At 58.6% G+C, this 13,538-nt stretch carries 13 protein-coding genes and 3 pseudogenes; all 16 read right to left on the reverse strand.

The features are described from left to right. Nucleotides 1-41: 41 nt before the first annotated feature. Nucleotides 42-455 (reverse strand): annotated as a pseudogene (locus VGC62_RS20800) (transposase); the annotation flags it as partial. After that, nucleotides 455-757, reverse strand: a complete 303-nt coding sequence (locus VGC62_RS20805) for an XRE family transcriptional regulator (protein ID WP_331188963.1) — start codon at nt 755-757, stop codon at nt 455-457. The pseudogene VGC62_RS20800 and the gene VGC62_RS20805, both read right to left, overlap by 1 nt. Nucleotides 758-766: 9 nt before the next feature. Then, nucleotides 767-946: pseudogene (locus VGC62_RS20810) on the reverse strand (type II toxin-antitoxin system RelE/ParE family toxin); the annotation flags it as partial. A 10-nt stretch (nt 947-956) separates the two neighbouring features. Continuing rightward, nucleotides 957-1,502, reverse strand: coding sequence for a helix-turn-helix transcriptional regulator (locus VGC62_RS20815; RefSeq protein WP_331188964.1), 546 nt, complete (start codon nt 1,500-1,502; stop codon nt 957-959). A 480-nt stretch (nt 1,503-1,982) separates the two neighbouring features. Beyond that, nucleotides 1,983-4,658 (reverse strand): excinuclease ABC subunit UvrA, encoded by a 2,676-nt coding sequence (locus tag VGC62_RS20820; protein WP_331188965.1) that lies wholly within the window; start codon nt 4,656-4,658, stop codon nt 1,983-1,985. A gap of 136 nt (nt 4,659-4,794) precedes the next feature. Next, nucleotides 4,795-5,835: a DNA topoisomerase IB gene (locus tag VGC62_RS20825; protein WP_331188966.1), complete on the reverse strand. Its 1,041-nt coding sequence runs from the start codon at nt 5,833-5,835 to the stop codon at nt 4,795-4,797. A 101-nt stretch (nt 5,836-5,936) separates the two neighbouring features. Further along, complete coding sequence (gene modC / locus VGC62_RS20830) at nt 5,937-7,025, reverse strand: molybdenum ABC transporter ATP-binding protein (RefSeq protein ID WP_331188967.1); 1,089 nt, start codon at nt 7,023-7,025, stop codon at nt 5,937-5,939. A 4-nt stretch (nt 7,026-7,029) separates the two neighbouring features. Continuing rightward, entirely contained in the window at nt 7,030-7,710 is a 681-nt protein-coding gene (gene modB / locus VGC62_RS20835) for a molybdate ABC transporter permease subunit (RefSeq protein ID WP_331188968.1), read from the reverse strand. Then, the gene (gene modA, locus VGC62_RS20840; protein ID WP_331188969.1) at nt 7,711-8,490 is read right to left on the reverse strand and encodes a molybdate ABC transporter substrate-binding protein; all 780 of its coding nucleotides are present in this window, start codon (nt 8,488-8,490) and stop codon (nt 7,711-7,713) included. It lies immediately after the preceding gene. 142 nt (nt 8,491-8,632) lie between these two features. Then, nucleotides 8,633-9,709: a nitronate monooxygenase gene (locus VGC62_RS20845; RefSeq protein ID WP_331188970.1), complete on the reverse strand. Its 1,077-nt coding sequence runs from the start codon at nt 9,707-9,709 to the stop codon at nt 8,633-8,635. A gap of 287 nt (nt 9,710-9,996) precedes the next feature. Continuing rightward, on the reverse strand, nt 9,997-10,464 hold the full coding sequence (locus VGC62_RS20850; RefSeq protein ID WP_331188971.1) for an RES family NAD+ phosphorylase: 468 nt from the start codon (nt 10,462-10,464) through the stop codon (nt 9,997-9,999). Continuing rightward, nucleotides 10,464-10,925 (reverse strand): antitoxin Xre/MbcA/ParS toxin-binding domain-containing protein, encoded by a 462-nt coding sequence (locus VGC62_RS20855; RefSeq protein ID WP_331188972.1) that lies wholly within the window; start codon nt 10,923-10,925, stop codon nt 10,464-10,466. The genes VGC62_RS20850 and VGC62_RS20855 overlap by 1 nt, the downstream gene beginning before the upstream one ends. 94 nt (nt 10,926-11,019) lie before the next feature. After that, the gene (gene ada, locus VGC62_RS20860) at nt 11,020-12,006 is read right to left on the reverse strand and encodes a bifunctional DNA-binding transcriptional regulator/O6-methylguanine-DNA methyltransferase Ada (RefSeq protein ID WP_414705829.1); all 987 of its coding nucleotides are present in this window, start codon (nt 12,004-12,006) and stop codon (nt 11,020-11,022) included. Continuing rightward, a pseudogene (locus VGC62_RS27800) lies at nt 11,947-12,109 on the reverse strand (Ada metal-binding domain-containing protein); the annotation flags it as partial. The gene ada and the pseudogene VGC62_RS27800, both read right to left, overlap by 60 nt. A gap of 106 nt (nt 12,110-12,215) precedes the next feature. Then, the gene (copD, locus tag VGC62_RS20865) at nt 12,216-13,091 is read right to left on the reverse strand and encodes a copper homeostasis membrane protein CopD (protein WP_331188973.1); all 876 of its coding nucleotides are present in this window, start codon (nt 13,089-13,091) and stop codon (nt 12,216-12,218) included. 4 nt (nt 13,092-13,095) lie between these two features. Next, nucleotides 13,096-13,485: a copper homeostasis periplasmic binding protein CopC gene (gene copC / locus VGC62_RS20870; protein WP_331188974.1), complete on the reverse strand. Its 390-nt coding sequence runs from the start codon at nt 13,483-13,485 to the stop codon at nt 13,096-13,098. Nucleotides 13,486-13,538 lie beyond the last annotated feature (53 nt).

Below are 13,538 nucleotides of genomic sequence, written 5' to 3' on the forward strand. Positions count from 1 at the left end.
GCGCCCTATCACAAAGGGTTTTATTGCGCGTGTCGGCCCTACACCGTTTCGAAACGATGCGGCGGAAAGCCATCGACATATTTGGTGGTCAACAACATGGCCAAGACGCTGGGGCTGGCCATGCTCTTTTCGATCAACTGCGCCGGTTTGTCGGCGGTGACCGGCGCCGTTTCGCAGCCCCGGCAACCGTAGACCTTGCGGATATGTTTGATCACGCGGATCTGCATCGGCACGATGTCCAACTGCTCGCTGGTTTCTTCACTGATCACATGCTTGCGGCAACCGCAGGCGCAGGTCAGCTCGTGTTCGGGCAGTTCGTGGATAACTTCGATACGCGAGCTCAGCCGACAAGGGTTTGCGCTTGCCACGACGGGGCGCCACCACCTTTCGTCGGCGTCGGCGACAGCCCGGAGCGGTTCGCTCTCGGGCTCGTTGAACAGACTCTGAGTAGGTGTTATGCGTGCGCCTCTTCCCGCTCAGGTACGAGTCGTACTTCCACCCTCTGACCGAGCGCCCTCGCGGCGCTGGCAAGAGTTGCTAACGTCATTCCTGCATCATTCTGATCGAGAGCGCGATCCACGGCTGTCCGACTGGTATGCATACGCTCGGCAAGCGCCTTCTTGGTCACGCGTTGAGCTTTCATGGTCTCGGCTATCTGCCAGGAGATCACGCGCTTGATGGCTGCTGCGGAAACCTCCTCAATCAACCCTTGTTCTGCGAGGAAGTCGTCAAAGTCAGATCCGATGTGCTTGTTCATATGCGTGCCTCATAGTCTTGCTTTGCGTTGTTTAGCGGTTGCCATATCGGACGCTGGTGTTTTTTGGTTTTTCTTAATGAAACCGTGCAGTAGGACCATATCCGATCCTACGACTGTAAAGAGAACCCTTGCGATGGTATCGCCGAGATCAATCCTGCCTTCCCAGAGTTCCTTGTCTAGTTTGCGAACTGGATATCAGCTACTCGATCAGGTAAAAGTCGTTGCGCTGTCGAGGATCAAGAGTAGCTCCTGGGCAATCGTTGCCCACCATAGGTTCATGACCTGGGAAGAACAGAAGACCCTCAGCCTCAAGAGCGTACGCAAGTGCTTGCCTTGTAACAGCCCGAATCTCCCGCGAACCTGATTCGAACTCCTGAATTGCTTTGACGGAAGCCCCCGATCTGAATGCAAGAGCCTCGTGCGACCAAGTCAGCAGCTCTCTTCCCCGAGAACATTGCTGCGGCGTCAGCTTGGTCGGCAGATAGAGGTAGTAATCCAAAAGCTGTGCGTCGGTTTCGGCGTTTTTATGCTCACGCACTCTCTGGAAGTCGATGACAGCACCGGTTATGCCATTGAGCTCGTACTTGTCGCCGCCGAGGTTCAGTCCGGACGTGGTGATATCAGCCACATCGTGGGCGGTGGTTCCAGTGGTCGCTTGCTGGTTGCCTCGACCGATGTAGTTGGCAGCCGAGGATGCGTTACTGGACAGCGCTGCAGGCAGGAGAGTGAGTTCACGATTTTTCATCGAATTGGACCTGTGCTGATTTTGGTCGGCCCAGAGTAGCGATGGAAGCTGAATTTAAACTTAACGAACAACGCGCGGCGAGGTGCAAAGTCAGTACGGCGGTGCCCATTGCAATTGGGCGAACTGCGGGTGGGCGTTCACATGACAGACCGCTGGTCACTCCATATTTAACGCATGCCTCAGGTCGCGAGAGCGTCATAAATGTGGCGTATGCCTGAAGGGCGGCATTTCGCCCTTTTGGAGAGCCAGTTATGGGTAGCGATTACCACGCAGAGTCAAAGCGTCTGGAGCAGAAGCTGGCACAAGCCTATCGAGCTTTTCGAAATCATCTCGAATCAACCCCTTACCCTTCGAGTGAGGAAGAATGGGACGAGCATGACCGGTATCGCAATGCAGTGACTGCCGCAAGCAAGGCGTGGGATCACTATGCGTCCAGCAACAAGCATTTGCGCTGAACCCCCGTGGTCAAACGGTCCAATATCACGTCCCGTGCAGAGCCCTTTTCAGAAACGGTGCAGTGCGGCTCGCATTGACCCTGACTACGTTTTCCGGCGTTCCTCTGGCGACAATGCAGCCGCCCTTGTCGCCGGCGCCTGGACCGATGTCGATGACCCAATCACTTTGCGCTACCACGCGCATCTCATGCTCAACAACGATGACGGTATGGCCGCCGTCCACCAGTGTATTCAGTTGCTTGAGCAGCCGATCAACGTCGCATGGGTGCAATCCGGTGGTCGGTTCGTCGAGCACGTAAAGCGTGGCGCCGCGCTGGCTGCGTTGCAGCTCGGTGGCCAGTTTGATGCGCTGCGCTTCGCCGCCCGACAACTCAGTGGCCGGCTGGCCGAGCCGAAGGTAACCCAGACCAATGTCGCGCAGTACCGACAGCGATCTGAGCACGCCAGGTTGTGCGGCGAACACCTCGACCGCTTGTTCCACGGTCAATTGCAGGATTTGGGCGATGTTCAGGCCTTGCCATGTAATCGCCAGCGTCTCGGGGTTATAGCGTGCGCCATGGCAAGTCGGGCAGGGCGCGTAGACGCTGGGCATGAACAGCAATTCGACGCTGACGAAACCTTCACCTTCGCACACCGGACAGCGGCCTTTGGCGACGTTGAAGGAAAACTGACCCGCGTCATAGTGATGCGCTTTTGCGTCAGGGGTGGCGGCGTACAGCTTGCGCACGTTGTCGAACAGACCGGTATAAGTCGCGAGGTTGGAGCGAGGCGTGCGGCCAATCGGCTTTTGGTCAACTTGCACCAGCCGGGTAATCGACTCCAGCCCACTGGCGATACGCCCGTCTGTGAATTGCGGCGCGTCATCTTCCAGGCTGGGCTCTTCCTGTTCGGCGGTTGTAGCGGGGCGCCCGAGGGCTGCGCCAACCAGTTCAAGCAGCGCCTGACTGACCAGGCTCGATTTGCCTGATCCGGAGACGCCCGTCACGGAGGTGAAGCAGCCCAGCGGAAATTCGGCATTCAGGTTGTGCAGATTGTTGCGCGTGATGCCCTCAAGCTTCAGCCAGCCCGACGCGTGTCGCCGGGGCTTGGCCTGCACGTGTGGAGTGGCGAACAAATAGCCGCGGGTTTGCGACTCTTCCACCTCAGCCAACCCGGCCGGAGGGCCGCTGTAGAGGATGCGTCCTCCATGCTCGCCAGCAGCGGGGCCGACATCGATCAGCCAGTCCGCGCGACGCATCATTTCCACGTCATGCTCGACGACGAACAATGAATTGCCCGCTGCCTTTAGCTGCTGCAGGGCGTCGAACAAGGCTTCGCTGTCGGCTGGGTGCAGGCCGGCCGAAGGCTCATCCAGCACATAAATCACGCCGAACAGTTGCGAGCCCAATTGTGTCGCCAGGCGAAGACGCTGCAATTCGCCGGAAGACAACGTCGGCGTGCTGCGCTCTAGAGCCAGATAGCCCAGGCCAAGGTCGGTGAGTGTGCTGACGCGTGCCAACAGGTCCTGAGCGATGCATTGCGCTGCCAGGCGTTTCTCGATCGACAGATTAGGCGTCGCGCGCACGTTTGGAGCGGCATCGTGAGCAGATCCACCCGCTTTAACGCGGTGCGTGCGAGCGTTGTCGATTTGCGTGCGGTCCAGTGGGTCGCTGATGCCCTTAACCTCATCGGCAAACATGCCCGCCGCGACTGGCCGTAACACTTCGGCCAAACGCAGCAGCGGCATTTGCTGCAGCTCACCGATATCGAGCCCGGCGAACGTCACCGACAACGCTTCACGTTTCAGGCGTTTGCCATCGCACAGTGGGCAAGGGCTGCCGCGCATGAACTGCGACACGCGTTTTTTCATCAGCGCGCTTTGCGAATGGGTGAAGGTGTGCAGCACATAGCGGCGAGCACCGATGAAGGTGCCTTGGTAGCTGGGTTCGAGTTTACGCTTGAGGGCGACTTTGGTTTCTTCAGGCGTCAGCCCGGCATAGACCGGCGCAGTGGGTTGCTCTTCAGTGAACAGAATCCAGTCACGTTGTTTCTTGGGCAGGTCTCTCCACGGGATGTCGACGTCATAGCCAAGCGTCACCAGAATGTCGCGCTGGTTCTGGCCTTGCCATGCAGGCGGCCACGAGGCAATAGCGCGCTGGCGAATGGTCAGAGAATCATCGGGCACCATCAGTTGTTCGGTGACTTCGTACACGCGCCCCAAACCATGGCATTGCGGACAGGCACCCTGTGGCAAGTTGGGGGAAAAGTCCTCAGCGTAGAGCATCGGCTGGCCCGGCGGATAACTGCCGGCGCGCGAATAGAGCATGCGAATCAGGCTGGACAGGGTCGTAACGCTGCCGACCGACGAGCGCGTGCTAGGCGTGCCGCGTTGCTGTTGCAAGGCAACGGCCGGTGGCAAGCCGTCGATGGAGTCCACATTCGGCACGCCCACTTGATCGATCAAGCGTCTGGCGTATGGCGCGACCGACTCGAAGTAACGGCGCTGGGCTTCGGCGTACAGCGTCGAGAACGCCAACGATGATTTGCCCGACCCGGAAACCCCTGTAAACACCACCAGGGCATCGCGGGGGATGTCGACATCGACGTCTTTGAGGTTATGTTCACGAGCGCCACGCACTCTGACAAAACCGCTGCGCTCAGGCGTTGTATTGCCTGCGATGGAAGGTGTGGATGCAGCGGGTAACGGGGGCTTCGAATTCATGGTCCAGCCTTATCGAGAGTCGGGATCGTGGAAATTCTCGCCGCGACGGGCATGCTTGTCATCGGCTATGTGGAGTTTCTCCGGTGATTAAGGGTTACTGACTGAACTCAGGGCCCAGCGAGCCACGCAACGTCGTTCAATCACGTTGTTGTGCCGCCCGCTCTTGAAGGCCTTTGAGGAAGTTGGTCAACGCCACCTCCTCAACCCGAAGCCCTTTACGTTGACGAGCACGCGGCAGCTTATGCAACTCGCCCAATAGAAACCCGTCCAATACCGCCGGGTGGATGTAGCACTTGCGACACACTGCCGGGGTATTGCCCAGTTGCCGGGCAACGGCCTTAATCATATCCACGATGTGTTTTTTGGCGTTGGCTTCTGGCTCCCATTCCAGCTTCCTCAGGGTGGCCAATGCCAGCGCGCTGCCAGCCCAGGTTCGGTAGTCCTTGGCGGTGAAGTCTGCGCCCGTGAGGGTGTGCAGGTAGCTGTTGATGTCAGACGATGAGACGGTGTGTCGCTGACCGTCGGCGTCCAGGTATTGAAACAGGTGCTGACCTGGCAGCTCCATGCAGCGCTTGATGATCCTGGCCAAACGCCGATCCTTGACGCTGACTTGATGCTCGACGCCACTCTTGCCACGAAATTCGAACAGGATTTCGCTGCCTTTGACCTCAACGTGTTTATTACGCAGCGTGGTCAAGCCATAGGAACGGTTGTCTCGCGCATATTGGCTGTTGCCGATACGGATGAGTGTGGCGTCCAGCAGGGAAATGACCGCCGCCATCACCTTGTCACGGCCCATGCCGGGCGCCGACAGTTGGGCCTCGAGTTGCCTGCGTACTTTGGGCAGCGCCCTCCCAAAGGCGATCATCCGCGAATACTTGTTTTCGTCGCGAATCTCGCGCCAGCGTGGGTGGTAGCGATACTGTTTGCGACCGCGCGCGTCACGCCCGGTGGCCTGCAGGTGCCCACGAGGGTCGGCGCAGATCCACACATCGGTGTAGGCTGGAGGAATCACCAGCAAGTTGATGCGCTTGATCTCGGCCTGGTCGCGAATGCGTTCGCCGTGTTGATCGAAATAGATGAATTTGCCGCGCAGTATTTTCCGACTAAAGCCGGGCTGGGTGTCATCGACGTAATGCAAATCCTTCGGAAGTTGAGCGATGACTGGGTCGGGCATGATGAACTGTCCTGGGGGTTGGTCTTGCGATTGACCGCCGCCATTCTCAGTCGTGCCGAGTTTTTATGAAGACTGATCACAGACGGCTCTGTGCAGTCCGATCAGGCCAGCACGGCCACTGACTTGATCTGTGCCCACAGCGACAGGCCGGGACGCAGTTGCAATTGATCGCGAGAGAACCGTGTGATGCGTGCCAGTAAAGGCGTGCCGCCAACGTCTAGCCGTACCATAACGTGGGCAGCGTTTTCAGCAGGTACTTCGCTGACGACCGTGACCGGGAGGCGGTTGAGAATGCTGCTCTGTTCATCCGGTTGCAGATTGAGGCTGACATCCCGCGCCTGGACTTTGAAGCGCAGGGGTTGACCCGACCGCAGTGGCGAATGTGCCACCCGAATCGATAGGTCGCTGTCTGGCAAGCGCACGGTCAGCAATTGATAGTCCGGGTCATACGCGCTGACCGTGCCCCCGATCACTACGCCAGCATCGTCGCCCATGGCCAGTGGCAGATCGAGGCGCGCCAGGGTTTCGCCGATGGGACCGCTGGCCAACACCTTGCCCTCGCTGAGCAGCACCAGATGGTTTGCCAGCCGCGCCACTTCGTCCTGTGAGTGGCTGACATAGAGCATTGGGATTTCCAGTTCGTCGTGCAGGCGCTCCAGGTACGGCAGGATTTCACGTTTGCGGCTGGCATCCAGCGCCGCCAACGGTTCATCGAGCAGCAACAGTTTGGGGCTGGTCAATAATGCGCGAGCGATGCCGACACGCTGGCGTTCGCCACCGGAGAGGTTGTCCGGGTGGCGCGTCAGCAGGTGATCGATCCCCAGCAGTTCGCTGGCCTGATCCAGTTGCACTCGCCGCTCACGGGCCGGAATGCGCCGCAGGCCGAACTCCAGATTGCCCTTTACGGTCAGGTGCGAGAACAGACTGGCCTCCTGAAACACATAGCCCAACGCCCGTTTATGCGGTGGCAAGAAAATGCCCTTGGCGCTGTCTTGCCAGGTTTCACCATTGATTTGGACAAGGCCGCGGGCGGTTTTTTCCAGACCGGCGATACAGCGCAGGCACGTGGTCTTGCCCGAGCCCGAGTGGCCGAAGAAGGCGGTGATGCCTTGGCCGGGAAGCGTCAGATCGACGTCTACAGCGAAGCGCGTGTAGTCCACCTGCAGGCGGACTTCGATGGGTAGGGTCATGGGGTCAACTCCAGGCCGCTTTAGTCTTGCCGCTGGAGTAGAGCGCCAACAGAACAATGAAAGAAAACACCAGCATGGACCCGGCCAGCCAGTGCGCTTGCAGGTACTCCATGGATTCGACGTGGTTGTAGATCTGGGTGGACACCACACGCGTCCTGTCCGGGATGTTGCCACCGATCATCAACACCACACCGAACTCGCCCACGGTATGGGCAAAGCCGAGAATCGCGCCGGTAATGAACCCGGGCCGCGCCAATGGCAGCACCACCGAGAAGAACGTATCCCAAGGGTTGGCGCGCAAGGTGGCGGCGACTTCAAGTGGCCGTGTGCCAATGGCCGCAAAGGCGTTTTGTAGTGGCTGCACCACGAAGGGCATTGAGTACAACACCGAGCCGATGACCAGCCCGCTAAAGCTGAATGTCAGCGTCCCCAGCCCAAGGCGTTGGGTCAACTGCCCCAACGCGCCGTTTGGGCCCATGAACAGCAATAAATAGAAACCGATCACTGTCGGCGGCAGCACCAGAGGTAGCGCCACCACGGCGCCAATCGGCCCTTTGAGCCAGGACGTGGTGCGCGCCAGCCAGAGGGCGATGGGCGTACCGACGATGAGTAATATCACGGTGGTGAGCGACGCCAGTTTCAGCGTCAACCAGATGGCCGCAAGGTCGGCACTGCCCAGCGGCATTTACAACTGATACCCGAAAGACTTGATAACCGCAGCGGCTTTCGGACCTTTGAGGTAATCCATCAGTGCCTTGGCAGCGGCGCTGTCCTTGCCTTTATTGAGTATCACGGCGTCCTGCTTGATTGGCTCGTGCAGGTTCGCGGGCACGATCCATGCCGAACCGCTGTTCAATTTACCGTCCTTGAACACTTGCGACAGCGCAACAAAACCCAATTCGGCGTTACCTGTGGAGACGAACTGATAAGCCTGAGCAATGCTTTGGCCTTCGACAAGCTTAGGCTTGGTGGCTTCGGTCAGGCCGAGTTTTTCCAGCACTTGTGTGGCGGCAAGGCCATAGGGAGCTGCTTTGGGGTTGGCGATGGACAGGTGTTGGTATTGGTTTTTCTTCAGCACTTCACCCTTGTCATCGACATAGCCTTCCTTTGCCGACCACAGCGCCAGGGTGCCGACCGCATAAGTGAACCGCGAGCCTTTGACGATCTCGTTTTCCTGTTCGAGTTTGGCGGGCGTGGTGTCATCGGCCGCCAGGAACACTTCGAACGGCGCGCCATTTTTGATCTGGGTATAAAACTGCCCGGTGGCGCCAAAGGAGGCGACCAGTTTATGGCCGGTGTCCTTTTCAAAGTCTTGGGCGATGGCCTGGATCGGTGCAGTAAAGTTGGCCGCGACGGCCACTTGAACTTCATCGGCGCTGGCGCTACTGACCGAGAAGACGCCAGCGGCAATCGTTAAAGCGAGGCCAAGGGGTTGCAGCGTGAGACGAAGGGAGATGGCGTGCATCAAACAGCTCCTGAGTGTTTTTTGTGGGGCAACACAGAACGGCCAGTACCGGCCGTTCGCTATGCACCGAAATATATAGCGGCTCATCACCCCAAGGAAGCACAGTTTTCACCTGAGTCAGATTTACCCGGCGCAGCGCGCCTCAGTGCCTCGCCAGTTTTTCCAATGCGTCAATAGCCAGTTGCCGCGTGAGATCGCCTGCGGACAATTCATGTTTGATCCCAACGGCTTGTCCGGCCCACAAGTTCATGAAGCCGTCGTCACCTTGCGGCTCGGCCTTGGCCCGCAGGGGGATCAGCGCGCCGCCTGCTGTGGGGAATGCGGGCGCAACCGCGCTGATGGGGCCCAGTTCACGCATGATGCGATTGACGATGCCACGCGCCGGGCGGCCAGTAAAAATGTTGGTGAGCGCAGTTTGGCTGTCGGTCGACGTCCGTAGCGCTTTATGGTGCAACGCCGTGACTTTGGCTTGCGGGCAGAACAGGTAAGCGGTGCCGATTTGCACCGCAGATGCGCCGAGAATAAAGGCTGCAGCGATACCGCGACCATCGGCGATACCGCCTGCGGCAATCACCGGCACGTCGACGGCATCAGCGATTTGTGGGACCAGCGCCAGCGTGCCAACTTGAGTGTGCAACTGATCGCTGAGGAACATCCCTCGGTGCCCTCCGGCTTCGTAACCCATGGCGATGATCGCGTCACAGCCGTGTTGCTCAAGCCAGATGGCTTCTGCGACGGTGGTCGCGCTAGAGATGATTTTCGCACCGGTGGCGTGTACCCGAGCGACCAGTGCGGCGTCCGGCAGGCCAAAGTGAAAGCTCACCACTTCAGGTTTTAGCTCCTCGACCAGTTCACAGGCGGCATTGTCGAACGGGCTACGATTAGACGCCGGCGTTGGCGCGTCGAAGTCCGCGCCGAGTTCTTGATAGTAAGGTTGCAGCAGGGTTTTCCAGCGTGCATCGCTTTCGGGATTTGGCGCGGGGCTGACATGGCAGAAGAAATTCAGGTTCAACGGAGCCCGCGTGTGCTGACGAATCAACCCGACTTCTTCACGGATCTGCTCGGCGCTCAGCATGGCGCACGGCAGGGAAGGCAGACCGCCCGCGTTACCCACGGCAATGGCCATGGCAGAGCCGCTGGCGCCCGCCATTGGTGCTTGCAGGATAGGCAGCTCAATGTCGAACAGTTTAAGAAGGCGGGTGTCGGGCCAGGCAATCATGGACGGGTTCTCCGAGGGCAGTGGCAAAACGAATGGAGGGTAATCACCAGTCGCATTTGATCTTATAGACGACTGGTCTATATCGAAGGCAAGCATGCTCGACAGCATCTTATTCGACAAAGACCGCAGGTTAACACGCTCAATTGGCCTGGATTGATGAAGCCTAAGGCCTGATCGTGCGCAAGTTTCCCAGAGTGCCCGGGATCGACCGATGCCTAGATCATTGAAGTTGCCGACCAGCGACTGGACGGCAAGGTTCGGGGCAGGGTGATGGTCGACGCCTGTCGTTAACCGGTCAGAATGGACATGCGCCGGTCGTAGAAAAGATCACTCATGTCGACGACCTCGATTTGACTGATTGCCTTGTGGCGAGGGTTGAGCATGATGTGTTGCGCCTGATTCAGCATCGCGGACGGCACAATCAGCCCCAGGTGTTCGTTGTTGTTCAGCCAGGTGGTGCCAAAATCCATGCTCGGTATATCGGCTGGGCAGGCGTTCCACCCCGGTGGCAATTGCGCGAATGTGGGTTGCCAGTACAGGGCCGCGATATCAGGCAGTTTCAAGCGAACAATCTTCAGCGGCCAACGTGGGACTTCGGCGGCATGGACGAAGGTCTCAAGGGCGCACAGTGCAGGCGTCAGGCCGGCATAAACGGCGCAATGTTCCCGGTGATTCCAGCGTCCGCCGTTGAGTGCCGCATCCTGCCCGGAAAGATCGTCGACTGAACTTGCTTTGGCGATTCTCCACACCTCCATCAGACGGCTCCGCCACAGACCAGAGCAGACAACACTCGACGGATCTGTCTCGCGCCGATTTCGGTTTCGCACAGATCAATAGGCCGCTGATCACCCAGTGCAGCATTGCGGGTCACCATCCAGCAACGGGCGATGTCTGGGTTCTCGAAAACCTCCACAGCCTGGGTGGCGATGCTTGCGATGCGATCCAATCGTTCGGAAGACACCAGGTCTAGAGGTTGTTGTTGTCGCTGTCTGCGCTCAAGCGTGGATATTGATGCGTTGAGCAGTTGTTCAAGTCGCTCAGTGTCGAGCCTGAATGCTTCGCGGGTCACTTTGACCCAGCCCGGTGGAAAACCTGATCGGATATAGCTGAGGCGCTCACCCTCGGTGCGTGCATTAAGTTGATCGGCGATCAACCAAAAGGTCAGGGCGGATTCGGCGCCACACTTGCGATTTTCACTCTTGCCAGTCTTGTCCATAAGGCTACTGCTCCACTTTTTTTGACGAACGTTTGAGTCGAAAAAGGCTAACCCACCTTGAGCTTCTTACCTCGAAAAGTTGTTACCAGTTTGTTCAGCGCGGCACTGCCGATGTTTTCTCAGCCAATGCCTCGCGCTCAAGCAGCGCCTGTTTACGCTCGACGCCCCAGCGATAGCCGGACAACGCGCCGTCGCTGCGAACCACTCGATGACACGGAATGGCCACCGCGAGCCAATTGGCGCCGCACGCCTGGGCCACGGCCCGGAACGATTTTGGCGCGCCGATGCGCTGGGCTATCTCGGCATAACTGGCAGTACTGCCGAACGGAATCTGCGCCAGGGCCTGCCAGACCCGTTGCTGAAACGCGGTGCCCTGTATGTCCAGCGGCAGATCTAGACCGACGCCCGGCGCCTCGATAAACCCCACCACAAGGGCGACCCGTTGCTCAAATTGGGCGTCACAACCCACCAGGGTGGCGTTGTGGAACTTGTCTTGCAGATCGCGGATCAATTGCTGCGGATCATCCCCCAACAGAATCGCGCAGACGCCGCGCGCGCTCTGTGCCACCAGAATCGCCCCCAGTGAACATTCACCCACGGCAAAACGTATCTCGTTGTTGGTGCCCCCCTTGCGGTAGTCCGTCGGCGTCATGCCCAACAGCTTGTCAGACGCTTCGTAAAAGCGACTGTTGGAATTGAAACCGGACTCATAAAGAGCGTCGGTTACCGAGCCGTTATCGGCCAGTTTCTGACGCATTTTCTGGCCCCGATGGGCTGTGGCATAGCCTTTGGGCGTCAGGCCTGTTACATGTTTGAAGACCCGATGAAAATGCCACGGACTGAGACCCGCTTGCTCGGCCAGTTGATGGAGACTGGGGATCTGTTCGGCCTCGGCGATTTGCCTGCAGGCGTTGGTCACCAGCGCCGCATGTTGTTCGCCAATCTGCGACTGATCTGCAGCAGCGCGTTTGCTGGGGCGATAGCCAGCGGCCTCTGCCTCGGCTGCGCTGTCGAAGAACTCGACGAGGCAAGCGCGCAACGCTGCCGGGCAGGCAATAAACCCCGGTGGTCCGCACACCATAGACAAACTGTCCTTGCGCTGAGGCATCGCGGGCAACCACGCAGGCCCAACGCGGATCGTTTTCTATCACGGTGGCAGTTGATACGGATCTGGTGCGTGACATGGCTGCGTTACCTCTGAGGTCCGGTCGTTCTGAGGGTTGAGTGGCTACGCAGGTTATTCGCTCTGTCGCGAGCGCGAACTCCGGGTCTTGCGGTCAAATTCTGCAGTTAGTCCATCAGCATCGGCGGCAGTGTGCCCAACAGCGAAACAGCCGCGAGTGCCGCAGCACCGAATAGGCATTCGAACAGGACGCTGGTCTTCAAGGCCGCGAAGTTGGGCGTGTTTGCATGAGCCAGGGTTCGGTTGACCGCCGCCAACATCAGCATCGCCAACACCAGCCCAGCTTTTATTGCCAGCACCAGGCCAAAGCCGGAAAACGCCGGTTCAGGCCAGAATGCGCCACTGAGCGCGCGAACGTTGATCAGGCCGGTGACGACGATGGTCGCCACCAGAACATAGCCGATGCCGCTGAAACGCAGAAGCGCCTGACGCCGGTCGATGCCCTGTGGCGTAGCGAGTACCATCGTCAGCATCAACAGGCCGCCAAGCCACGTACCGACGCCGCACAGATGAATGATTTGATTGAGGATCAGCAATTGCCCTCGAACCCCATCAAACATCGCGCCATGCCCGACGGGTGCAAGGGTAAACAGCAGTAAGCCGATGAGGGCCGTTTGCAATACCCTCGAAAAATGCTGCGCTTTGACGGTGGCGATTAACACCAACAAGTTGCAGACCAGATGCAGGCTCCACACATGACCAAAAAAGGTATTGCCCAACACTAGCGTGAGGGTGTCGAGATCAACCGCATCACGCCATTCCCCAGCCATGCTGGCGCCGGTCAACATCAGCCACACCAACGCGCTCAGCAAAGCGACAGCCGCGAGCCACACCTTGCAGTGATCGACGCGCAGAGCCAAAGGGCTTTTCCCAAGCGCTTCGAGGCTCGACCTGAGCAATGTCGGATGCAAAACGCTGATACCAAATAGCAGCAACACCGTGCCGAAATGCACGAATCGGCACAGGATCAATGCTTCATGCATAACGCTATGGGGTCACCTTGAAGCGATAGACCCCCTCGCTTTTGTGGGTATCAACCGACACCGCGTGCCACTCGACTTTGTATTTTCCGGGTGTCAACGCAACAGCCGGGGTCACGATCAGGATTTTCTTGTCGGCCGGATCAGTGGCGATGGTCTGCGCAGCAACGATCTCGGTGCTGTCGCCAGGGCCGTCGAGGCTGATGCTGACTTTACTGAATTTTTCCTCGACGCCTTCGGAGAAGGTCAAACGCAGCTCTTTGGGCGATGTCACCTCGCTGTCGGCAGCGGGCAATTCACTTTCCAGATGAGCATGGGCGAAAGCGGAGGGAGCGGTGGTGAGGCAGGCAAGGACAGCGAAGCAGGCAAAGGCTTGCTTGAAACGTTGGGCAGACATCAGGGGCACCTTTTATCTTTGCGGCAGTTGACTGTGCAGTGAATTGAATGGCA

Origin of the sequence: Pseudomonas sp. (genome assembly GCF_036404235.1) — a bacterium.
GTDB lineage: Bacteria > Pseudomonadota > Gammaproteobacteria > Pseudomonadales > Pseudomonadaceae > Aquipseudomonas.